The organism is Micromonospora sp. WMMD1128, from assembly GCF_027497235.1.
Taxonomy (GTDB): Bacteria; Actinomycetota; Actinomycetes; order Mycobacteriales; family Micromonosporaceae; genus Micromonospora.
This window is the reverse complement of record NZ_CP114902.1, coordinates 2,188,464-2,210,638: the sequence shown is the minus strand read 5'-3', so window position 1 is coordinate 2,210,638 and position 22,175 is coordinate 2,188,464. Positions and strand designations below refer to the sequence as shown.

The 22,175-nt window shown below is 72.4% G+C and carries 16 protein-coding genes; 2 read left to right on the top strand and 14 right to left on the bottom strand.

Features of this window, described 5'->3' with window-relative positions:
- Position 1: 1 nt before the first annotated feature.
- Genes O7602_RS10220 through O7602_RS10165 form a run of 12 tightly spaced genes read right to left on the bottom strand, consistent with a single transcriptional unit; the run spans position 2 to position 14,990 of the window.
- The gene (locus O7602_RS10220) at positions 2–1,000 is read right to left on the bottom strand and encodes an LLM class flavin-dependent oxidoreductase (protein WP_281588183.1); all 999 of its coding nucleotides are present in this window, start codon (positions 998–1,000) and stop codon (positions 2–4) included.
- Positions 997–1,326, bottom strand: a complete 330-nt coding sequence (locus O7602_RS10215) for a TIGR04076 family protein (protein ID WP_281588182.1) — start codon at positions 1,324–1,326, stop codon at positions 997–999. The genes O7602_RS10220 and O7602_RS10215 overlap by 4 nt, the downstream gene beginning before the upstream one ends.
- Positions 1,323–2,327 (bottom strand): zinc-binding dehydrogenase, encoded by a 1,005-nt coding sequence (locus O7602_RS10210; protein WP_281588181.1) that lies wholly within the window; start codon positions 2,325–2,327, stop codon positions 1,323–1,325. Before O7602_RS10210 ends, O7602_RS10215 begins: the two co-directional genes overlap by 4 nt.
- Positions 2,324–2,737 carry a nuclear transport factor 2 family protein gene (locus O7602_RS10205; RefSeq protein WP_281588180.1) on the bottom strand — a complete coding sequence of 138 codons (414 nt, stop codon included), beginning with the start codon at positions 2,735–2,737 and terminating at the stop codon, positions 2,324–2,326. Before O7602_RS10205 ends, O7602_RS10210 begins: the two co-directional genes overlap by 4 nt.
- The gene (locus O7602_RS10200) at positions 2,734–3,999 is read right to left on the bottom strand and encodes an amidohydrolase family protein (RefSeq protein WP_281588179.1); all 1,266 of its coding nucleotides are present in this window, start codon (positions 3,997–3,999) and stop codon (positions 2,734–2,736) included. The genes O7602_RS10205 and O7602_RS10200 overlap by 4 nt, the downstream gene beginning before the upstream one ends.
- Positions 3,996–5,666 carry a hydantoinase B/oxoprolinase family protein gene (locus tag O7602_RS10195; protein ID WP_281588178.1) on the bottom strand — a complete coding sequence of 557 codons (1,671 nt, stop codon included), beginning with the start codon at positions 5,664–5,666 and terminating at the stop codon, positions 3,996–3,998. Before O7602_RS10195 ends, O7602_RS10200 begins: the two co-directional genes overlap by 4 nt.
- Positions 5,659–7,347 (bottom strand): hydantoinase B/oxoprolinase family protein, encoded by a 1,689-nt coding sequence (locus O7602_RS10190; RefSeq protein ID WP_281588177.1) that lies wholly within the window; start codon positions 7,345–7,347, stop codon positions 5,659–5,661. The genes O7602_RS10195 and O7602_RS10190 overlap by 8 nt, the downstream gene beginning before the upstream one ends.
- Positions 7,344–9,395 carry a hydantoinase/oxoprolinase family protein gene (locus O7602_RS10185; RefSeq protein ID WP_281588176.1) on the bottom strand — a complete coding sequence of 684 codons (2,052 nt, stop codon included), beginning with the start codon at positions 9,393–9,395 and terminating at the stop codon, positions 7,344–7,346. The genes O7602_RS10190 and O7602_RS10185 overlap by 4 nt, the downstream gene beginning before the upstream one ends.
- Complete coding sequence (locus O7602_RS10180) at positions 9,392–11,422, bottom strand: ABC transporter ATP-binding protein (protein WP_281590237.1); 2,031 nt, start codon at positions 11,420–11,422, stop codon at positions 9,392–9,394. Before O7602_RS10180 ends, O7602_RS10185 begins: the two co-directional genes overlap by 4 nt.
- Before the next feature lie 2 nt (positions 11,423–11,424).
- A complete protein-coding gene (locus tag O7602_RS10175) occupies positions 11,425–12,309 on the bottom strand; it encodes an ABC transporter permease (protein ID WP_281588175.1) in 885 nt (294 codons plus the stop codon).
- Entirely contained in the window at positions 12,309–13,319 is a 1,011-nt protein-coding gene (locus O7602_RS10170) for an ABC transporter permease (protein WP_281588174.1), read from the bottom strand. The genes O7602_RS10175 and O7602_RS10170 overlap by 1 nt, the downstream gene beginning before the upstream one ends.
- A 15-nt stretch (positions 13,320–13,334) precedes the next feature.
- The gene (locus O7602_RS10165; protein WP_281588173.1) at positions 13,335–14,990 is read right to left on the bottom strand and encodes an ABC transporter substrate-binding protein; all 1,656 of its coding nucleotides are present in this window, start codon (positions 14,988–14,990) and stop codon (positions 13,335–13,337) included.
- A 386-nt stretch (positions 14,991–15,376) separates the two neighbouring features.
- Here O7602_RS10165 and O7602_RS10160 point away from each other — a divergent pair, with 386 nt between their 5' ends.
- The gene (locus tag O7602_RS10160) at positions 15,377–16,609 is read left to right on the top strand and encodes a cellulose binding domain-containing protein (protein ID WP_281588171.1); all 1,233 of its coding nucleotides are present in this window, start codon (positions 15,377–15,379) and stop codon (positions 16,607–16,609) included.
- Positions 16,610–16,688: 79 nt separating this feature from the next.
- Here O7602_RS10160 and zwf read toward each other — a convergent pair whose 3' ends face one another.
- Both zwf and O7602_RS10150 read right to left on the bottom strand, forming a co-directional pair.
- Positions 16,689–18,182, bottom strand: a complete 1,494-nt coding sequence (gene zwf, locus O7602_RS10155) for a glucose-6-phosphate dehydrogenase (RefSeq protein WP_281588170.1) — start codon at positions 18,180–18,182, stop codon at positions 16,689–16,691.
- Positions 18,183–18,422: 240 nt separating this feature from the next.
- Positions 18,423–19,262: an SAM-dependent methyltransferase gene (locus O7602_RS10150; protein WP_281588169.1), complete on the bottom strand. Its 840-nt coding sequence runs from the start codon at positions 19,260–19,262 to the stop codon at positions 18,423–18,425.
- A gap of 262 nt (positions 19,263–19,524) precedes the next feature.
- Between O7602_RS10150 and O7602_RS10145 the strand changes: the two genes are divergently transcribed.
- The gene (locus O7602_RS10145; RefSeq protein WP_281588167.1) at positions 19,525–22,128 is read left to right on the top strand and encodes a tetratricopeptide repeat protein; all 2,604 of its coding nucleotides are present in this window, start codon (positions 19,525–19,527) and stop codon (positions 22,126–22,128) included.
- Positions 22,129–22,175 lie beyond the last annotated feature (47 nt).

Sequence of the window (22,175 nt, the reverse complement as noted above, 5' to 3'; positions counted from 1 at the left end):
CTCACCTGCGCAGCAGGGGCAGGACGGCGGAGCCGAGCAGGTCCACCCCGCGCTCGTCGGTCAGTCCGTGCGGCGTGCCGAACTCGACCCGGCGGACGCCGGCGTCGATGAGCGCCTGTGCCTGCGCGGCCACCTGTTCCGGGGTGCCGGAGAAGGCGAACCGGTCCAGCACGTCGTCCGGGATCGACCGGCCGGCCGCCGCGTGCTCGCCCGCGTCGACCAGGTCGCCGACCCGCTTCACCAGGTCGTCGGGGAGCGCCACGGTCGGGTCCAGCTCCGCCACGACCGCCAGGTACATCGCCACCTCGGTGCGAGCCTTCGCCCGGGCCGCCTCGCCGTCGGTGTCGACCACGGTCACCGCGCCGAGCACGATGCCGACGTCGGCGACGTCCCGCCCGACCTTCTCCGCGCCGGCCCGGAGCCGCTCGCGGATCACCGGCACCATGTCGGGGTTGGCGCTGCCGCCCACCTTGATCTCGTCGGCGATCCGGCCGGCCAGGGCCGCGCCCTGCGGGCCCCACGCGCCGAGCAGCAGCGGCGGGTCGGGCCGGTGCACGGCGTAGCGCAGGGCGGTGCCGGCCGCCAGCGAGAAGACCCGGCCGTCGAAGCCGCTCCGGTCGCCGCGCAGCAGGCGGCGGACGACCTCGACGGCCTCCTCGATCGTGGTAAGCGGTCGCGGCTGCGGCAGGCCGACCGCACCGAGCCAGGTCCCCCGGGCCAGCCCCAGGTAGGCCCGCCCGTGCGAGGCCAGGTCCAGGGCGGCGAGCTGACCGGCGATCTCGTACGGGGCCATCGAGTACGGGTTCAGGCAGGCCGTGCCGAGGCGTACCCGGTCGGTGGCCTGGGCCATCTCCAGCAGCGGGAAGATCGGCGGCTGGTACATCAGGTCGCCGAAAACGGTGAGCACGTCGAAGCCGTGCGACTCGGCGGCGCGGGCCAGCCGGGCGTAGGCGCCGGCGGGCTTGTCGCTCTGCAGGCCGAGTCCGATCTCGACGGTCACGTCAGCTCCGCCGAGTCCATTCGTCGCCGGCACGTCCGTTCCACCTTCATGACCAGCCGCTCCTCCGGGTCGGGGCAGATGAAGTGGGAATCCTGGTCCAGCCAGTCCCCCGGCGCCAGGTCCCGCTGCTTCGCGGCGAGGAAGGGCAGCACCGACGCGAGCGCGTACACGCAGAAGTGCTTTCCCTCGGGGATCCGCAGGTGGGCGCTGTTGGTCAGGTCGAAGTGGTCGCCGACGGCCATGCCGCACACCGACCGGCCCTCGATCCGGTCGACTGTCACCCGCAGGTCGTAGATCTCCATGTCGCCGTCCGCGTTGTCGCTCACGGCCCCTCCCCTTCGTCGATCCGCACGATGATCTTGCCGGTGGTCCGGCGTTCGGCCAGTTCGGTGAGCGCCGCGGGCGCCTCGTCCAGCGACACCACGCGGCTGACCGGCGGCCGGACCGCGCCGGAGGCGCACATGTCGAACAACTCCTGGTAGGCGGACTCGACCGCGGACGGCCGCTGCCACGGATACTGCGACCCCCAGGAGAGGCCGACGAGCGTCGCGTTCGCCGCCATCAGCCGCAGCGGATCGACGGCCGGCGGCGCGCCGCCGGCCGCGCCGACCGCGACGAGGCGACCCTCGAAGGCGAGGCAGTCCCAGGAACGGGCGAACACGTCGCCGCCCACCGGGTCCACCACGACGTCCACGCCCCGGCCGGCGGTGGCCTCCCGCACGGCGGCCACGAACTCCCCGGCCGTGTAGTCGATCGCCACCTCGGCGCCGTGGTCGCGGCAGATCGCCGTCTTGGCCGGACCGCCGGCGGTGGCGAGGACCCGGGCGCCGCGCGCGACCGCGAGCTGGGTGGCGGCGATGCCGACACCGCCCGCGCCGGCGTGCACCAGGACGCTCTGCCCGGCGGTGACGCCGGCTCGTTCCAGCGCGAACCACGCCGTCTGGTAGGTGACCGGCAGCGCCGCCGCGGTCACCGGGTCGACGGTGGACGGTCGCGGCACCACCACGGCGGCGTCCACCGTGACCGTGGTGCCGAGCGCGCCGCGCGGCAGCGCCGGGCACGCCAGCACCTCCTGGCCCAGCAGGTGCTCGGCCCCGGCGCCGGCGGCGACGACCCGCCCGGCCACCTCCACGCCTGGCGTCATCGGCGGGTCCGGCCGCACCGGATACTCACCCCGGCACAGCATCACGTCGAGGAAGTTCAGGCCCACCGTCCGCACGGCGAGCCGCACCTCGCCGGGGCCGGGCGGCGGGTCGTCGGGCAGGTCGGCGACCGACAGCACGTCCGCCGGCTCGCCGGTGCGCCGCGCGACCAGTCGGCGGATCATGCCGCACCCACCGGGTCCCGCACCAGCTCGGCGTGGTGGTGCACGATCACCCAGCGGCCGTCGATCCGGCGCACCACGTCGGTGACCCGGGTCAGCTCCGGCTCGTCGTCCGGCCCGAGCTGCGAGACCAGCACGTACCTGGCGACGCCGGATTCGCCCCAGACGTCGATGCGCTTGTCCCGCGCGGCGAGCACCGCCAGCCGGGGCCGCTGACCCGCGGCGTCCCGCCGCGCGCGGTAGTCGTCCAGTTCGGCTCGGGTCCGCAGCGGCCCCGGCAGGTGCGTCTCCCAGGTGGTCACCTCGGGATGCAGGTGCGCGTCGAACCGCTCCCGGTCCCCGGCGAGGAACGCGGCGTACATGTCATCGATGCCGGCGGCGATCTCCGCCGCGCCCGCCTCCGCGAACGTCATCGCGTCTCCTCCTGGTTGCGGTCGTCGCGGGCGATCTGCCCGCCCTTCATCACCCACCGCACGTCGCGGAACGCCGAGGTGTCGGCAAGCGGGTCGGCGTCCGTCGCGATCAGGTCGGCCAGCTTGCCGGCCTCGACCGTGCCGAGGTCGGACTCCGCGCCGAGCCACCGGATCGGGCCGAGCGTGCCGGCGTGCAGCGCCCGGGCGGCGCCGATCCGCTCGGCCATGAACTCCAGCTCCCGGATCGAGGCGGTGGTGCCCTCGAACTGCCAGAACGGGGGCATGTCGCTGCCGAGCAGCACCTCCACCCCGGCGGCGACGGCCAGGTCGAAGCTCTCCAGGTGGCGGGGGCCGGCGCCGAGCGAACGGCACTGCATCCACTCCGGCACGCCCAGCTCGTCGAAGAACTCCTTGCAGCGGGTCACCAGCAGCGTCGGTACGAGCGCGGTGCCCCGCTCGGCCATCCGCGCCGCGACCTGCGGGGTGAGCTGGTAGCCGTGCTCCACGCAGTCCAGCCCCAGCTCCACCGCTGCGCCGATCACCTCGGCCGGCCCGGCGTGCGCGGTCACCTTGCGGCCCCACGCGTGCGCGGTCTCGATCACCGCGGTCATCTCGTCGGCGAAGAGCTGCGGCGTATGGATGCTCTCGTGCTCGCCGGCGATGCCACCCGAGATCATCACCTTGATCAGGTCGGCGCCGGCCTTGATCTGACTGCGGACACCCTGGCGGAACCCCACCGGGCCGTCGCACTCAAGCGTGTCGTTGCTCTCGTGGCCGTGCCCGCCGGTGCAGACGAGCGCCCGGCCGGCGGTGTGGATACGCGGGCCCGGGGTGCGGCCGGCGGTGATCGCCCGTCGCAACGCGAAGTCGGCGTGGTCCTTCTCCGCCACGCAACGCACCGTGGTCACGCCGGAGTGCAGCGTGCGCCGCGCCCCGTCGGCCATGTAGTGGGCCAGGTCGTACGGACCCATCCCCTTGACGTTGTCGCCGCCCGCGCCGGGCAGCGACAACGAGAAGTGGGTGTGCATGTTGACCAGGCCGGGCGTCAGGTACGCGCCGTCGAGGTCCACCTCGGTCAGCCGGCCGGCGGTCCGCGCCTCGGCGGCCACCTCGGCGTACGGCCCGACGGCGGCGATCCGGTCGCCGCGGACCCACACCCCGGCCCCGGTCACGGGCCCCATGCCGGTCACCACGCGGGCGTCGAGCACGGTGCAGTTGCCGAGCAGCAGGCTCGACGGTTCGGGAGAATAGGCGGCACTCACGCGATCACTCCATAGACGTCTCGGGCGGCCCGCGGGGAGACGTAGCCCTCGGCCACGTCCCGCCGTACCGCCTCCGGATCCCTCGACCCCGGGTCGCCGTGCCCGCCGCCACCGGCGGTCAGCACCGTCACCCGGTCCCCCACCGCCACCGGCGTCCGTTTGGTGCTCACCCGGTGCTCCCGGTCCGTACCGGGGAAGACGATCACCTGGTTCGGCTCCGGCTGCGCGCCGCCGGCCAGCGCCCACGGCGCGCTCTTCGTCTTCTTGATCACCATCAGGAACTCGCCCGGCGTCACGAACCGGATGTCCCGCCGCAGGCCGCAACCACCCCGGAACCGGCCGGCGCCACCGGAGTCGGTGCGGATCTCCACCCGCTCGAAGAACATCCCCGTCTTCGCCTCCAGCACCTCGACGGGCGTGTTGCGCGCCTGGGTCTGACACAGGTGGTTCGCCGGTCCGATCCCGTCGTGCCCGGGCGTGCCGCCCCACCCGACCGGGTCGTTGTTGCTGACCGCGAACATCTGCCCGGTGTCCGGGTGCCGGCCGACCATCATGAACCCGGGCACGTCGCCGCCGGAGGAGGCGGGCAGCAGGTCCGGCATGCCCTGCGCCAGCGCCTTGAGGATCAGCTCCACCGCGACCGTGCCGGTCCACTGGGTGAACGTGGCGGCCGGATATTCCGCGTGGAACAGCGAGCCGGGTTCGGCGCGTACCCGCAGCGGCGCGAAGTGCCCGGCGTTCGTCTGCTCGTGCGGCGTGGTGACGCCCTTGAACGCGACCCGGCAGGTGGCGATGGTGGCGCCCAGCGGCAGGTTCACCGGCCCGGGCACCGCCGGCGACGAGCCGGCGAAGTCCACGGTGAACTCGCCGTCGGCGACGGTGACGGTGACCCGCATCCGGATCGGGTCGTCGGAGACGCCGTCGTCGTCGAGCCAGTCCTCGGCGGTCCAGGTGCCCTGCGGCAGCGCGGCCACCGCCTCGGTGGCGCGTTCGGCGGCGACGTCGATCACCCGGTCGACCACCGCGTCCACCACGGCCGGGCCGTAGTCGCGGTACAGCTCGGTGATCCGCCGCTCACCGGTGCGCAGCGCGGCGATCTGCGCGTTGAGGTCGCCGATGACGAGGGCCGGCATCCGCGAGTTGAACCGGATCAGCTCGTGGATCTCGGGCACCGGCTCGCCCCGGGCGTACACCTTCGTGCCGGGGAAGACGATCCCCTCCTGGTGCATGTCGGTGGAGTCGAGCACGTAACCGGGATCCTTGGCGCCCAGGTCCATCCAGTGCGCGCGGATGCAGAGGAAGCCGATCAGCTCCTCGCTGCCGGGCAGCACGACCGGCGCGAACATGGTCGCGTCGTAGGTGTGCGCCGCGTTCCAGTACGGGTAGTTGAGCAGCACCACGTCGCCCCGGTGCAGGTTCTCCCGGCCCACGTACTCCACGCCCCGGCGCAGCGAGTAGTCGTTGGCGCCGAGGAAACGGGACAACCCGGTCGACTCCGCGACCAGCCGCAGGTGCCGGTCGTAGACGGAGATGCCGAAGTCGTACACCTCGTAGATGACCGGGTTGAACGCGGTGCGCACCAGCGCGGCGCGCATCTCCTCGGCCGCCGAGACCAGGTGGCTGCGGACGACCTCGACGGTCGCCCCGTCGACCGTCGGCTCACCCATCGACGTCCACCCCGTACACGTCCCGGGCCGCCTCCGGCGAGACGTAGCCCTCGGCCACGTCCCGCCGTACCGCCTCCGGGTCGCGGCTGCGCACGTCGCCGTGCCCACCGCCACCGGCGGTCAGCAACGTCACCCGGTCCCCCACCGCGACCGTGGTGCGCTTGGTGCTCACCCGGTGTTCGCGGTCGGTGCCCGGGAACACCACCACCTGGTTCGGCTCCGGCTGCGCGCCGCCGGCCAGCGCCCACGGCGCGCTCTTCGTCTTTTTGATCACCGTGAGGAACTCGCCAGGCGTCACGAACCGGATGTCCCGCCGCAGCCCGCACCCGCCCCGGAACCGGCCCGCGCCGCCGGAGTCGGTGCGGATCTCCCAGCGCTCGAAGAACATCCCCGTCTTGGCCTCCATCACCTCGATCGGGGTGCCCCGGCCGGTGCTGCCGGAGACGTGGGTGGCGGCGTCCATCCCGTCGTGCCGCGCGGTGCCACCCCAGCCCACCAGGTCGTTGTTGCTGACCGCGAACATCTGCCCGGTGTCCGGGTGCAGGCCGACCATCATGAACCCGGGCACGTCGCCGCCGGAGGAGGCGGGCAGCAGGTCCGGCATGCCCTGCGCCAACGCCTTGAGGATCAGCTCCACCGCGACGATGCCGGTCCACAGCGTGAACGTGGGCTGCGGGTAGACGGCGTGGAACAGGCTGCCCGGCTCGGCCCGCACCTCCAGCGGCGCGACCGTGCCGGCGTTCGACGGCTCGTCGCGCGAGGTGAGCGACTTCAGCACCACCTTGCAGATCGCCTCGGTCGCGCCGAACGGCATGTTGATCGGCCCGCGGGTGGCGGCGGCCGAGCCGGCGAAGTCGACCACGAAGCGCCCGTCGGCGATGGTCACGGTGACGCGCATCTTCACCGGGTCGTCGGTGATGCCGTCGTCGTCCACCCAGTCCTCGGCGGTCCAGGTGCCCTGCGGCAGGGTCGCCAGCGCCGCGCGGGCCCGGCTCTCCCCGTCGGCGATGATGCGGTCGATCGCCTGGTCGACGCTGTCCCGGCCGAACTTCTCGACGATCTCCAACATCCGGCGCTCGCCGGTACGCAGCGCGGCGATCTGCGCGTGCAGGTCACCGAGCACCGCGTCGGGCATCCGCGAGTTGAACCGGATCAGCTCCTGGATCTCCCGCACCGGCCGACCCCGGGAGACGACCTTGGTGCCCGGGAAGATCAGCCCCTCCTGGTGCATGTCGGTCGAGTCGAGCACGTAGCCGGGATCCTTGGCGCCCAGGTCCATCCAGTGCGCGCGCACGCAGAGGAAGCCGACCAGGTCGCCGTCCGCGTCCGGGTGCGCCGGGTCGGGCCGGAACACCGGGGCGAACAGCGTCGCGTCGTACGCGTGCGCCGCGTTCCAGTACGGGTAGTTGAGCAGCACCACGTCGCCCCGGTGCAGGTTCTCCCGGCCCACGTACTCCACGCCCTTGCGCAGCGAGAAGTCGTTCGCGCCGAGGAAGAACGTCAGCCCGGTGGCCTCGGCGACCAGCCGCAGGTCGGCGTCGTACATCGACAGGCCGAAGTCGTGCACCTCGTAGATGACCGGGTTGAACGAGGTCCGGATGAGGGTGGCCCGCATCTCCTCGGCCGCCGACAGCAGATAGCTGCGGACGACCTCGACCTGGGCTCCGTCCAGGGTGGTCATGCGGCCTCCTCCAGGGTGACGAGCAGGTAACCGTGGTCGTCGACGGTGACCCGCTGGCCGCTGGGCACCACCGTGGTGGAGGTGCCCTCGTCGATCAGCGCCGGCCCGCCGAAGGTGTCGCCCGGCTCCAGGCCGGCCCGGTCGTAGACCGCGAACGGCACCACCGCGTGCCGCCCGAAGTCGTAGGCGTCCCGGTGGGTCAGCAGCGCCTGCGACGGGTCGCCGTCCCCGCGCGGGCGGGTCGGCAACTCGGGCCGGTCGGTGCGGCCGATGCCGCGTACCCGCAGGTTGAGGATCTGCAACGGGTTGCCCATGGTGTGGCCGTACCGGGTGCGGTGCGTCTCGTCGAACGCGGCGCGGACCGCGTCGCGGTCCAGCTCGCGCCCGACGGTGACCATCAGGCTGTGTTCCTGGCCGAGGTAGCGCAGCTCGAACTGCCGCTCCAGCACCGCCTCGCCGGCCGGCACGCCCTGCGCCCCGAGCGACGCCACCGCCTCGGCCTCGACCGCCTTGAACAGCTGCTCCAGCTCCGCCAGGTCCGCGTCGTCGAGGGTGGCCATCACGGTACGGCTGAAGTCGTTGACGATGTCGGCGGAGAGCATGCCCCACGCGGAGAAGCCGGACGGCGCGAACGGCACGATCACCTCGCCGATGCCCATCTCCCGGGCCAGCAGCGGGGCCAGCAGCGGCCCGGCGCCGCCGAACGCGAGCAACGCGAACCGCCGGGGGTCGTGGCCCCGCTCGACGGTGATCTGCCGGACCGCGCCGACGGTGCGGGCCAGCAGCACGTCGAACACGCCTGCCGCCGCGTTCTCCACGCTCAGGCCGAGCGGCTCGGCGAGCTGCTCGGCGATGGCGGCGCGCGCCTCGGCGTCCCGCAGCCCCATGGTGCCGGCGAGGAACCGCTCCGGGTCGACGTAGCCGAGCACCACCGCCGCGTCGGTGACTGTCGGCTTCGTGCCGCCACGGCCGTAGCAGACCGGACCGGGGTCCGCGCCAGCGCTCTGCGGGCCGACCTTGAGCAGCCCGTGGTCGAGCCAGGCGATCGAGCCGCCGCCCGCGCCGATGGTCCGGATGTCGTAGGTGGGGATGAGCAGCGGGAAGTGCTCCAACTGCGCCTCGTACGCGGCCACCGGGCTGCCGCGCTCGATCACGCAGGCGTCGAGCGAGGTGCCGCCGATGTCGAACGTGAGCACGTTGTCCCGGCCCAGCTCGGAGGCGACGTAGGCGGCGCCGACGATGCCGCCGGCCGGGCCGGAGAGCACGGTGTGGGTGGGTGCGGTCTTGGCCACCGCGCTCGTCATCGAGCCACCGCCGGAGCGCATGATCAGGAAGCGTCCGGCGAAGCCGCGCCCGGCCAGCCCGGCCTCCAGCTCGTCCACGTACCGCTCGAAGATCGGCCGGATGTACGCCTCCAGCACGGTGGTGCTGGTCCGCTCGTACTCCCGGTACTCGCGCACGATGTCCGTCGACAGCGACAGGCTGACCTCGGGGAACTCCTCGTGGATGAGACGCGCCGCCGCCCGCTCGTGGCTCGGGTCGAGGAACGAGTGCAGGAAGCAGATGGCGATCGAGGTGACCTGCTGGTCCACCACGAGCGTGCGGGCGGCGGCCCGGACGCTCTCCGGGTCCAGCGGCTCCACCTCCTGGCCCCGGTGGTCGAGCCGGCCCCGCACGCCGGCGGTGAAGCGACGCCGCACCAGGCTCTCCGGCCGCTGGTACTGGAAGTCGTACATGTGCTCGGACGGCACGTTGCCGCGACCGATCAGGAAGATGTCCCGGAAACCCTCGTTGGTGATGATGCCGGTGCGACCGCCCCGGCGTTCCAGCACCGCGTTGAGCCCGAGCGTGGTGCCGTGGATGAACAGCTCCACCTCGGACAGGTCGGTGCCGAGCGCGGTGATCGCGGCGAGCACGCCGTCCGCGGGCCGGGCCGGGGTCGTCGCCGCCTTGCGGAAGCGGACCCGGTTGGTGCGCGTGTCGAGTTCCATGGCGTCCACGAACGTCCCGCCGATGTCGACGGCGAGCCGGATGGGGCGACGGGTCATGGCGTGAGGGCCTGCCTTCCGATGAGGGCGGGAAGCTCGGGTACGCGCCAGCAGGCGGCCCGGCTCTCGCCGTACGACTGAAGCTCCTGCCGCTCCGATCGGCACCTGTCGGTGACGAACGGGCACCGGGCCGCGAGCGGGCACCCGGTGGCGGCGTCGGCTTCCTCCAGGTCCTTGACCAGTTCCACGGCCCCGCCGTCGCCGGCCGTCCCGGCGAGCCGGGGGGCGCTGGTCAGCAGCGCCCGGGTGTACGGGTGCCGGGGCGTGTCGAAGACGACGTCCACCGGCCCCTCCTCGACGACCCGGCCGAGGTAGAGCACCACGACGCGGTCGGCGAATCCCCGCACGGTCGCCAGGTCGTGGGAGATGAACACCGAGGCGCGGTCCGCGTCGGCGGCCACGTCGGCGATCACGTCGAGGATCTGCGCCTGGACGGTGACGTCCAGGGCCGAGGTCGGCTCGTCGAAGACGATCAGGTCCGGCTCGCCGACCAGGGCCCGGGCGATGCCGATCCGCTGGGCCTGGCCGCCGGACAGCTCGTGCGGATACCGCTGGAGAATTGCGCGGTCCAGTTCCATCCGGTCCAGCACGGCGGCGACGCGCGCGGTGCGCTCCGCCGGGGACAGGCCCGCGGCGCGCAGCGGCTCGGCGATGGAGTCGCCGACGGTACGGCGCGGGCTCAGCGAGCCGATCGGGTCCTGGAACACGAGTTGGGCCCGGGTCCGCGCCCGGCGCAACGCCCGGCCGCGTGGCCGGGACCGGCCGGGTTGCTTGACCAGGGCCTGCCCGGCGACGGTGACCGTGCCGGATGTGGGCGCGACCAGGCCCATGACGAGCTTCGCGAGCGTGCTCTTGCCGCAGCCGCTCTCGCCCACCACGCCGAGCGTCTCGCCCGGGCCGAGCCGCAGCGTGACGCCGCGCAGCGCGTGGTGCCCGCCGGAGCCGAACCGGCTGCGGTAGACCACGTGCGCGTCCTCGATCTCCAGCACGGCGGGCTTGGGGTCCGGCCCGGCCGGCGCCCCGCCGGCCGGCGGCGGGACCGACCCCGACGGCTGGTCCGCGTCGAGCGGTCGGGTCTGCGGGTGGAAGCACGCGAGCGACCAGTCGCCGGCGGCGCCGGCGAGCGGCCGGGTGGCCGGACGCTCGGCCGAGCAGGTGCCGTCGGCGTGCGCGCAGCGGGCGACGAACGGGCAGTTCTCCGGCGGCCGGGTCAGCAGGGGCATGGCGCCGGGCGTGGCGACGACCGGTCGCCCGCCGACGTCCGGCACCGAGCGCAGCAGGGCCCGGGTGTACGGGTGCGCGGGCTCCCGCAGCACCTGCGCGGCCGGTCCGCTCTCCACCACCGTGCCGGCGTAGAGGACCACTACCCGGTCGCAGACCTCGGCGATCGAGGCGAGGTCGTGGGAGATCAGCAGCACGCCCCGGCCGTCGGCGTCCGCCGCCTGCCGGAACTGGCGCAGGATCTCCCGGGTCAACGTCACGTCCAGGCCGGTGGTCGGCTCGTCGGCGATCAGCAGGTCCGGGGCGCAGCCGGTGGCCAGCGAGATCATCACCCGCTGGGCCATGCCGCCGGACAGCTCGTGGGCGTACGCGTCGAGCCGCCGCCGCGCGCTGCGAATGCCGACCGACTCGAACAGCTCGCGCGCCGCCTCCCGGGCCCGGTCGCCGGACATCTCCTGGTGGGTGGCGAGCCGGTCGACGAGCTGCTTGCCTACGGTGCGGGTGGGGCTGAGCGCGCCGCGCGGGTTCTGGAAGCAGATCGCCGCCCCCCGCCCGCGGTGGGCGGCGAGCGCGGCGTCGTCCATGCGCAGCACGTCCGCGTCGCCGACGAGCACCCGGCCGGTGGCGTGCGAGCCGCCGGGCAGCAGCCCCACGACGGCACGGGCCACCATGCTCTTGCCGCCGCCGCTCTCGCCGACCAGGCCGACGACCTCGCCGGGGCGTACGGCGAAGGTCACGCCGCTGAGCGCGGCGACCTGCCGGCCGGGTCGCCGGATGGTCACGGAGAGGTTCTCGATCGACAGCATGGTCACCGCCGCTTCGCGTTGGCGCGGTCCTGCAGGCCTTCGCCGAGCAGGCTGAACCCGAGGACGCAGACGAACAGGGCCAGGCCGGGTGGGACCGAGGTCCACCACCGGCCGCCGACCACGTCCGCGGCGCCCAGGCTGATCATCGCGCCCCACTCCGCCTCGGGGATGTTCACGCCCAGGCCGAGGAAGGAGAGCCCGGCCAGGGTGAGCATCGCCCAGCCGCAGTTCAGTGGCGCGATCACCCGCACCGGGGTGAGGCTGTTGGGCAGCAGGTGCCGCCAGAGCACACCCACCGGTGACGCCCCGGAGGTGATCGCGGCGTCCACGAACGGCAGTTCCCGCAGCGACCGCACCTCGGCGCGGACCAGCCGGGCGTACGCCGGCGCGTTCACCGCCGCGATCGTGATGATCAGGTTGATCGTGCCGTTGCCGAGCAGGGCGGCCACCGCCAGCGCCAGGATGAACGTCGGGAACGACTGGAAGATGTCGACCACCCGCATCAGCACGTCGTCGAGCCAGCCGCCGACGTAGCCGGCGACCAGGCCGAGCAGGGTGCCCACCACCACCGCGAGCGCGACCGCGGCCAGCGCGATGCCCAGGTCGAGCCGGGCGGCGTAGAGCATCCGGCTCCAGACGTCCATGCCGTTGCCGTCGGTGCCGAGCAGGTGGCCGCCGCCCGGGGCGACCAGGGTGTTCGCCGGGTCGATCTCGGTCTCGCCCCAGGTGCTGAGCAGCGGCGCGAACACCGCCACCACCGCGACCACCGCGAGGATGGTCGCCCCGACGATGATCATGCGGCGGGCGAACCGGCTGTCCCGCTCACCGCCGGCGACGACCGTCGGCGCGGCTGCGGCGCCGTCCGCGACGGTGCGCGACTCGGCCATCAGAGCCTCACTCTCGGATCGAGGATCGCGTGGACCACGTCGGCGACGAGGAACACCAGCACGTAGCACAACGCGATGACCAGCACCGACGCCTGCACCACCGGGTAGTCCCGGTAGAGCAGGCCGCGCAGGGCCCACTGGCCGAAGCCCTGCCACGAGAACACGTACTCGACGAGCACGGTGGAGCCGATCGCCGTGCCGAAGACCAACGCCGCGAGCGACGGCAGCCGGACCAGCGTCGCCCGCAGCAGGTAGCCGCGGTGCAGCGTCCGGTCGCGCAGCCCGTGCGCCTTCGCCGCGGTGTACGACTCGGAGTGCAGCACCTCCAGCGCGGAGGCGCGGACGCTGCGCAGCAACGGCGCGACCACACCGACGACGAGGGTGAGCACCGGCAGCACCAGGTACGCCGCGGCGGAGGCGATCGCCGGCCCGTTGGCGGTGAGTACGGCGTCGACCAGATCCGCCCCGGTGAGCGGGGTGAGGCCGGTGTCCGGGTCGACCCGCCCGCTCGGTGCCGGGAACCAGCCGAGGACGCTGTAACCGACGAGCACCAGCACCAGGCCGAGCCAGAACTCCGGGACGGAGTTGCCGGCCAGGGCGAACATCCGGACGCTGTGGTCGCCGACCCGGTTGGCCCGCTTCGCCGACCAGATCCCCAGCACGGTGGCCACCACGAGCGCGATGGTCACCGAGATGACGACGAGTTCCAGGGTCGGCCCCACCCGCAGCGCCATCTCCGAACCCACCGAGCCGCCGCTCTGGATCGAGGTGCCGAAGTCACCGGTGAGCAGTCCCCGGAGGTAGTCCAGGAACTGCTGCCACAGGGACTGGTCCAGCCCGAAGCGGGCGCGGGCCGCGGCGGCGTCCTCCTCGGTGGCGTTCTGCCCGAGGATGCTGCGGACCGGGTCGCCGGGCAGCACCCGGACCAGGAGGAACGCCAGGACGACCACGCCGAGCAGAACGGGGATCAGCTGGAGTAGCCGCCTGACGACAAACCGGAAGATTCGCATGGGTGGGTGACGTTCCTAGGCCGATGCGCTCAGGTAGCGCAGGCGGGCGAGACCATCCATCGGCTGCACCCAGCCGGCGACGGACTCCCGGACGGGCAGGTTGAAGTTGGGCTGGCAGATCACCACCCACGGCACGTCGGCGGCGAGGATCTCCTGGACCCGCTTCCACAGCGCGTTGCGGGCGCCCGTCTCGACGGTGGTGTGCGACTTCTCGTAGATCTGCTCGATCTCCGGGTTGCTGTAGTTGGAGTAGTTGAGGTTGGCGCCCTTGACGAAGCTCGTGGCGAGCATGTATTCGACGTCGTCCACCCAGAGCTGCCCGGAGGTGAGTTGCAGCGGGATGTTCTTCTTCGTCCGCCGCTCGCCGAGCGTGGCCGGGTCGAGCGGGGTCAGCTTGAGCCGGATGCCCGCCTTCGCCGCCTCGCCCTGCACCTGGACGGCGATCTTCTGCTGCTCCTCGTTGTCTGCCTCGAAGACCAGCTCGGAGTCGAGCGACGCCTGACCGGCGGCGGCCATGGCGGCCTTCGCCTTGTCCAGGTCGTGGGTGAACGGGTAGCCGACCTCGTCGTACCCGGGCATGTCCAGCGGCACCGGGCTCTTGGCCGCGCGGGCGTCGCCGCCGTACACGTTGGTGATGATCTGCTCGTACGGCACCGCGTAGGCGAGCGCCTTGCGCACGTTCACGTTGTTGAACGGCGCGGCGGTGACCGACATCTGGATGGCGACCTGGCGGTTGCTGGCCGCCGAGATGACCTTGATGCCGGCCGCCTTCTTGAGGTCCTGGATGTCGCGCTGGCTGATGCCGAGCGCGATGTCGATGTCGCCGGCCTGCAACTGGAGCCGCTGGTTGGACGCGGCCGGCACGACCGAGATCCGGATGGTCGACGTCTTGGCCGGGTCCGGGCCCGGGTAGCCGGTGTTCGCGCTGAGTTCGATCTCCTGGCCCTGGGTGGCCTTCGCGACGTTGAAGTAGCCGCCGGTGGGCGGGTTCTTCGCGAACCACTCCTTGGCCCAGGGGTCGCTGGCGCCGGCGCGCTTCTTGGCCTCGACGGAGTCGAAGACGTACAGCGAGATCGCCTGGATCTGCCGGGTGAGGGCGCTGGGGAACGCCTGGTGGAACTCGACCGTGTAGTCGTCGACGACCTTGACCTGGTCGGCCTCGGTCAGCCCGATCGTGCGGTAGATGCCGGCGACGTTGGCCTGGGCGGCGAACGCGCGGTCCTTCGACCACTTCACGTCGGCGGCCTTCATCTCGTTGCCGCTGGCGAACTTCACGCCGCGACGCAGCTTGAGCGTCCAGACCTTCTGCTCGGCGTCGGGCTCGAACGACTCGGCGAACGTCGGGATGATGTTCTGGGTGTCGAGGATCTTGCTGCCGCCGGCGTCGGTGACCCCGTAGTCGATCAGGTAGGGGAAGACGTTCTTGTAGAGCATCAGCGCGGTCAGGTCGAAGCCGACGAAGTCCTGGTCCCAGCTCGACAGGTAGCTGGAGACGGCGATGCGCAGCGTCTTGGCGGCGGCGCCGCCGGGCTTGCCGTCGTCGGACTTGTCGCCGCTGTCCGCGGCGCAGGCGCCGGTGGCGAGCAGGAGCGCGACGCCGCCACCCAACTGCAGGACGCCGCGGCGGGAGAGCGCGGGCGAGGAGGCGCCCGGACGAGGTGAACGAGCCATGAGTAGTCCTCCCGGAAGCACGAGGCAGACGGCCCGAGCTGCGGACCTTCCTGGTGTTCTACCGGATTTAGCAGCAGTGAACAAGAGGGTGAACGGCGTTCACCGAGACGTCCACCGAATCGACACCTCAACGCGCTCGAACTGCGGGATAACTCATGCGGCCGGTGTTCACCAAAGTTCACACAATCGTTACCAGCCACCGCCCCACGGCGCGCGAGTCCCGCCAGCCGGACAAAATATTGACACTCTTCACTATCGCGGTGATAGTGGCCGCATCCCGTTCCCGCCGGCGCGCATGTGGGCGACCCACGTCGGTCGAGGCGCGAACGGCCGACCGCCACCGGCCCCGCGGGCAGCGCCGTGGCGACACACCTGCGGGAGGGCGCATGAGACGGACATCGAAGATCTGGGCGGGGCTGGCGGCCGCCGTCCTTCCGGTCACCGCCGCGGTCATGGCGCTCGGCGGGACGCCGGCCGACGCCGCGGTCGGCGGATCCGGCCCCTATCCCGCCGACTACGAGACCTCGACCACCCTGGCCAACCACACCATCTTCCGGCCCCAGACGCTCCCGTCCGAACGCCTTCCCATCCTCGTGTGGGGCAACGGCGGTTGTTCGGCGAACGGACTCTCCCAGGGCAACTTCCTCCGCGAGATCGCCTCCCACGGCTTCCTCGCCATCGCCAACGGCGCGCCGAACGGATCCGGCTCCACCACCTCCCAGATGCTCACCCAGTCCATCGACTGGGCGGTCGCGGAGAACTCCCGGGCGGGCAGCAAGTACTACAACCGGCTCGACACGTCCAAGATCGCGGTTGCGGGCTTCTCCTGCGGCGGGCTGGAGGCGTACGCCGTCTCCGCCGATCCGCGGGTCACCACGACCGGCATCTTCAGCAGCGGGCTGCTGAACGACGCCGACGACTACCAGCTCCGGAGACTGACCAAGCCGATCGCCTACTTCATGGGCGGGCCCAGCGACATCGCCTACCCGAACGGGATGGACGACTGGGGCAAGCTGCCGGCCGGACTGCCCGCGTTCATGGGCAACCTCAACGTCGGGCACGGCGGCACCTACGACCAGCCCAACGGCGGCGAGTTCGGCCGGGTGGCCGTGCTCTACCTCAAGTGGCGCCTCAAGGGCGACACCACCGCCGGGCGCACCTTCGTCGGCTCCGACTGCGGTCTGTGCCACACCCAGTGGACCGTGCAACAGAAGAACCTGACGCTCGACGACGACCCGCCGCCCACCAGCCCGCCGCCGACCACCGCCCCGCCCACCACCGCCCCGCCGACCACTCCCCCGCCCACCACTCCCCCGCCCGGCGGTGGGAGCTGCGCCGCGGTCTACGCCGTCCAGGACCAGTGGAACGGCGGATTCGTCGCGAACGTCACCGTCACCGCCGGCGCCGCCGCGCTAACCGGCTGGCGGGTGACGCTCAACCTGCCCGGCGGAGCGTCGATCACCTCGATGTGGAACGGCGTCGCCAACGGCGCCAGCGGGACGGTCACCGTCACGAACCAGAGCTACAACGGACGACTGGCCGCCGGCCAGTCCACCAGCTTCGGGTTCCAGGGCACCGGAAACGGCAGCGGAACCACCGCCACCTGCGTCGGAAGCTGACGCCCGGCGACACCGACCACCCGACGCCGTACCGGTCCGGCCGAACGCCCGGACCGGTACGGCACCTCGCCCGGCCGGGCTACGCCGAGTTGCGCCACCTGCGGCCGTGCCGGCCGATGAGCCGGTCGGCGTCGGTCGGGCCCCAGGAGGCGGCCTCGTAGGTGGGGATCGGCGAGTGGTCCTTCGCCCAGTTCTCGATGATCGGGTCGACGATCCGCCAGCACTGCTGCACCTCGTCGCTGCGGATGAAGAGCGACGCGTCACCGACGAGCGAGTCCAGGAGCAGACGCTCGTACGCCTCCGGGGACTCCTCGGCGAACGTCTGGTCGTACGAGAACTCCATGGTGGCCGTGCGGACCCGGAAGGAGTGACCCGGCACCTTGGCACCGAAACGCAGCGAAATGCCCTCGTTCGGCTGGATCCGCAGGATCAGCGCGTCCGCGTCCAGGCCGGTGAGCTGGTCGGTCGGGATCGGCAGGTGCGGCGGACGCTGGAACTGCAACGCCACCTCGGTGAGCCGGGCCGGCAGGCGCTTGCCGGTGCGCACGTAGAACGGCACCCCGGCCCACCGCCAGTTGTCCACGTTGAGCCGCATCGCCGCATACGTCTCCGTCCGCGACAGCGGGTCGACGCCGGGCTCCTCCCGGTAGCCGGCCATCAACTCCTCCCGGGTGCCACCCCGGGTGTACTGCCCGCGGACCGCGGCCTCGGCGATGTCCCGGTCGGTGGGGAGCCGGATGGCCTGCAGCAGCTTCACCTTCTCGTTGCGCAGGCCCTCGGCCTCGAACGAGGCCGGCGGCTCCATCAGCGCCAGCGCGAGGACCTGGAGCACGTGGTTCTGCACGATGTCCCGCATCGCGCCGGCGTCCTCGTAGAAGCCGCCGCGAGCGCCCACGCCGAGGGTCTCGGCGACGGTGATCTGCACGTGGTCGACCCAGGAGCGGTCCCAGATCGGCTGGAAGATCGAGTTCGCGAAGCGCAGCGCCAACACGTTCTGGACGGTGTCCTTGCCCAGATAGTGATCGATCCGGAACACCTGGTGCTCGCCGAACGCGCCGTGCACGACGCCGTCGAGCTCGCGGGCCGTGACCAGGTCGCGCCCGTACGGCTTCTCGATGACCAGGCGGGCGAACGAGCCCTCGCGCGGCTGGTTGAGCCCGACCCCGGCCAGCCCGTTGATCACCGGCTCGAAGGCCCCGGCCGGCGTCGACAGGTAGAACAGCCGGTTGCCGGAGGTGCCCCGCTGCGCGTCCAGCTCGTCGAGGGTCGCCACCAGCCGCTTGTAGGTCTCCGGGTCGTCGTAGCCGCCGGCCACGTACCGCACGCCGCCTCGGAGCTGGCGCTTGCTGGCGAGGGTGCGCCCGCCGAGGGCGCTCTCGGCGAACTGCTCGTCGGTCATCGGCGTACGCGCGACGCCGACAAGCGCGAACTGGTCCGGAAGCCGCTCGTGCCGAGCCAGGCTCTCGACCGCGGGCAGGAGCTTACGCCGGGTCAGGTCACCGGAGGCGCCGAAGATCACCAGCGTGGCCGGCGGGGCACTCCGCTCCTGGATGAGCTGCGGTGCGTGGTCCATGGTCTGCGTTCCTCCGGGCATCGGGGGTGTCGGGTCGGGTGGACCCGGAACTTGACGCGGTCACGGACCAGCTGCGCGGCAGTGTCCGTGCCAGCGCTCGTACGTCAGCCATGGTGACCATGGTGCAACCGTACGCAAGAGGCCCGGCGTCGCGCTGCACCGGCCGGCGGACATGCTCGGGACGACAGAGCACCCGGCGTAGCCGCTGACGACGACGATCGGCGGCTGTGCCGCGACGGCCTATGGTTTGCGGGCGAGCAGGCCGACGAAGGTGTGGTAGGTGTCGGTCTGCTTCGGCGCGGCGGTGCCCGGCTCCGGACGCCACTCGGCCAGCGGCACCAGCCCCGGCTCCAGCACCGTGAGCCCGTCGGCGAAGGAGAGGATCTCCTCGTCGGTGCGCCAACGGCCGGTGCCCAACGACTCGTTGAAGACCCGCTCGACCTCGCGGGCCTTACGGGAGCCTTCCGGGTCCCGCTCACCCGGATCACGGAAGTGCGAGATCGCCACGTAACTGCCCGACGGCAGCGCGTCGATCAACTCCGCCGACACCGCGCGCGGATCCTCGTCGTCGCCGAGGTGGTGCAGGATCGCGAAGAGCAGCAGCCCGACCGGCCGGTCGAAGTCGAGGAACCGGCGGACGTCCGGATCGTCGAGGATCTCCTGCGGTCGCCGGATGTCGGCCTGGATCACCGTCGCCGTGCCCTCCGCGGCGAGCAGGGCCCGCCCGTGCGACAGGACGATCGGGTCGTTGTCCACGTACACCACCCGGGCGCCCGGGTTGTGCGCGATGGCAACCTCGTGCACGTTGCCCTGGGTGGGCAGCCCCGAGCCGATGTCGAGGAACTGGTCGACACCGGCCTCGGCGACGAGGAACCGGATCACCCGGCGCAGGAAGGCACGGTTCGCCCGGCCGGCGGCCGGGCCGTCCGGCGTGATCCGCAGGGCGTGCTCGGCGACCTTCCGGTCGACCTCGAAGTTGTCCTTGCCGCCCAGGAAGTAGTCGTAGACCCGGGCCACGCTGGGAACGCTGAGGTCGATTCCGGGGGGTGCGGCCTTGTCGCGGGTCAACTGCGTCTCCATCCGATTCTCATCAGCGCGCCGGGCTCCGTGGGCGCTTCCGGACCTTGCCCGAGAGTGTAGCGACCGGCCGGTGTGGACCGTCGCCCCGTTGGTACCGCTCCCAGCGCATCCGCCTGATGACCTGGAAGTACGTCGTTTTGGCGCGGACCGGCGTGTCGGGCGCGGTTCGCACAACCGGGCACCCCCTTCCGGGAACACGCGACGCGCCCTTTCGGATACGATGAGCGACATCCGCTTGTGTCGATGAATGCCTGAGATCTCGATGACCGCTACCCGAGCGGACGATCCGTCCGCCGTGATGCCGGACCCGGGTCGGGCGCGCACGCTCGACGAGCTCACCGCGGCGTTGAGGTCCCTGAAGGTGTGGGCCGGGAACCCGTCCTACGAACGGATCACCAGCCAGGTCAACACCGCCTGGCGGGCCGCCGGTCGCCCGGCCGGTGAGTTGACCAAGCGGCCCACGGTGGTGGACTGTTTCAAACCCGGTCGGCGGCGGCTGAACGCCGACCTCGTCACCGCCGTCGTGCAGGCCCTGCACCCGGACGAGGGATACGTGCACCAGTGGCGCCAGGCGCTACGCGTGGTCGGCGGGGAGGCCCGGGCCGCCGCGGTGGTGCGGGTCCAGGACCGGCTACCGCCCGACCTGGCCGGGTTCACCGGCCGGGCCAGCGAACTCGACCAACTCCGGCACGCCCTCACCCACGACCGCCACGCCGGCGGGGCGGCAGCGGTCGCGGCGATCGAGGGGATGGCCGGGGTCGGCAAAACCCGACTCGCCGTCCACGCCGGGCACCTCCTGATCCGGGAATCCCGCTTCGATCGGACGCTCTTCGTCAACCTGCGCGGATTCTTCCCCGACCCCGCCCGGCCGCCCGCCGATCCGGCCGCCGTCCTGGACGGCTTCCTGCGCCTGCTCGGCGTACCGGCCCACCAGATCCCCCACGATCTGCACGCCCGCAGGGCGGCCTACCGCGACCGGCTCACCGGCACCCGTACCCTGATCGTGCTGGACAACGCCGCCGATGTCGATCAGGTCCGGCCGCTCCTCCCCGAGGTTCCCGGCTGCCTCACCCTGATCACCAGCCGGCGGATCCTGTCCGACCTGCGCCCCACCGCGCGCCTGGTGGTCGACGTGTTCGCCGCGCACGAGGCCGTCGACTATCTCGTCCAGGTCGTCAGCCACGTCCCCATGGGCGACGATCCGGTGGCTGCGGCGCGCATCGCACAGCGCTGTGGCTATCTCCCGCTTGCCCTCGACCTGACCACCGGGCACATGCGGGCCACACCCGGCTGGACCCTCACCGACCACGCCGACCGGCTCGACGAACGCCACCGCCAGCGACGCCTGGAAACCGGCGTCGAACTCGCCCTCGACCTCTCCTACCATCATCTGCCCGCCGGCCAGCGCCGGCTGCTGCGGCTGCTGGCGCTGCATCCCGGTCAGGACAGCGACGCCTACGCCGCCGCCGCCCTGACCGGCACCGACCTGGACACCACCCGCGCCCACCTGGACCACCTGTGTCGCGACCACCTCCTCCAGCAGTCCGCCTCGGGCCGGTACACGTTGCACGACCTCGTCCGGGCGTTCGCCATCACCCGCGCGCACGACGAGGTCCGCCCCGCCGACCGCCGGGAGGCTCTGACCCGCCTGTTCGACCACTATCTCGCCACCGCCGCCGCCGCGATGAACGCGCTCCACCCCGCCCAGGCGCATCTTCGTCCGCACATTCCGCCGACCGGCACGCCCGCCCCCGAACTGGCCGACCCGGACTGCGCTCTCGCCTGGCTCGACGTCGAGCGGCCCACCCTGGTCACCGTCGCGGTCCACACCGCCAGCAACGGCTGGCCCACCCACACGACACGCCTCTCCCGCATCCTGTACCGCTACCTGGCCGGTGGCCGTGGCAGCGATGCCGTGATCGTCCACAGTCACGCCCACCACGCGGCCCGGCAGACCGGCGATGTCACCGAGCAGGCCCACGCCCTGACCGACCTCGGCGTGGCCCACCTCTGGGTCGCCCGGTACGAGGCCGCCGTCGAACACTTCACCGCGGCCCTGCACCTGTTCCGCGAGGCCGGGCACGAGTTCGGGCAGGCCCGGACCCAGACCAACCTCGGCGTCGCCGAACAGCGGCTGGGCCACTACCGCAAGGCCGCCGCCCACTTCAGGCGGGGCCGGACCGCGCACCTGCTCGCCGGCAATCAGATCGGTCAGGCCCTCGCGTTGAGCAACCTCGGCGACGTGGAACAGCGGCTCGGCCACTACCGCGGGGCCGCCAGGCACCTCCGAGAGGCGCTCGCCCTGTACCGACAGAGCGGGGACCAGGCCGGCGAGGCGGTGTCGCTCGCGAACCTCGCGGAGGTCGACACCCGATCGGGCCGGTACGAGACGGCCGCGGCGAACCTCGCCCAGGCGCTCGTCCTGTTCCGTCAGGCCGGTCACCGCAACGGCGAAGCCTGGACCCTGGACGGGCTGGGCACCCTCCACCGCCACCTCGGGCAGCCCGTCGAGGCCGCCCGGCACCACCGGCAGGCCCTGACGATCCTGCAGACGACAGGCGACCGGCACGGCGCCGCGTGGGCGCTCAACGGGCTCGGCGAGGCCATGCTCGCCGCCGGCCACGCCACCGACGCGCTCACCCATCACACCGCCGCCCACGCCATCGCCGCCGAGATCGGCGCCCGGGACCAGCAGGCCCGCGCCGAGGCCGGGCTTGCCGGCGCCCACCGCGCCCTCGCCGACCACGACCGGGCCCGTGCCCACTACCGGCACGCCCTGACCATCTACACCGACCTCGGCACCCCCGAGGCCGACCAGATCCGCACGTGTCTCGCCGCCCTCGACGACGCGGACGCCCGCACCTGACCGCGAGGTCTCCGGGGATGCCCGGTCGGTGGACCCATCCCCGGAGA

What these genes read in the sequence shown, in the direction of transcription:
- O7602_RS10210 (WP_281588181.1), bottom strand. Translation starts at nt 2,327, where the DNA reads ATGATCCGCCGACTGGTCGCGCGGCGCACCGGCGAGCCGGCGGACGTG.
- O7602_RS10205 (WP_281588180.1), bottom strand. Translation starts at nt 2,737, where the DNA reads ATGACGTTCGCGGAGGCGGGCGCGGCGGAGATCGCCGCCGGCATCGAT.
- O7602_RS10195 (WP_281588178.1), bottom strand. Translation starts at nt 5,666, where the DNA reads ATGGGTGAGCCGACGGTCGACGGGGCGACCGTCGAGGTCGTCCGCAGC.
- O7602_RS10190 (WP_281588177.1), bottom strand. Translation starts at nt 7,347, where the DNA reads ATGACCACCCTGGACGGAGCCCAGGTCGAGGTCGTCCGCAGCTATCTG.
- O7602_RS10185 (WP_281588176.1), bottom strand. Translation starts at nt 9,395, where the DNA reads ATGACCCGTCGCCCCATCCGGCTCGCCGTCGACATCGGCGGGACGTTC.
- O7602_RS10180 (WP_281590237.1), bottom strand. Translation starts at nt 11,422, where the DNA reads ATGCTGTCGATCGAGAACCTCTCCGTGACCATCCGGCGACCCGGCCGG.
- O7602_RS10175 (WP_281588175.1), bottom strand. Translation starts at nt 12,309, where the DNA reads ATGGCCGAGTCGCGCACCGTCGCGGACGGCGCCGCAGCCGCGCCGACG.
- O7602_RS10170 (WP_281588174.1), bottom strand. Translation starts at nt 13,319, where the DNA reads ATGCGAATCTTCCGGTTTGTCGTCAGGCGGCTACTCCAGCTGATCCCC.
- O7602_RS10165 (WP_281588173.1), bottom strand. Translation starts at nt 14,990, where the DNA reads ATGGCTCGTTCACCTCGTCCGGGCGCCTCCTCGCCCGCGCTCTCCCGC.
- O7602_RS10160 (WP_281588171.1), top strand. Translation starts at nt 15,377, where the DNA reads ATGAGACGGACATCGAAGATCTGGGCGGGGCTGGCGGCCGCCGTCCTT.
- zwf (WP_281588170.1), bottom strand. Translation starts at nt 18,182, where the DNA reads ATGGACCACGCACCGCAGCTCATCCAGGAGCGGAGTGCCCCGCCGGCC.
- O7602_RS10150 (WP_281588169.1), bottom strand. Translation starts at nt 19,262, where the DNA reads ATGGAGACGCAGTTGACCCGCGACAAGGCCGCACCCCCCGGAATCGAC.
- O7602_RS10145 (WP_281588167.1), top strand. Translation starts at nt 19,525, where the DNA reads ATGACCGCTACCCGAGCGGACGATCCGTCCGCCGTGATGCCGGACCCG.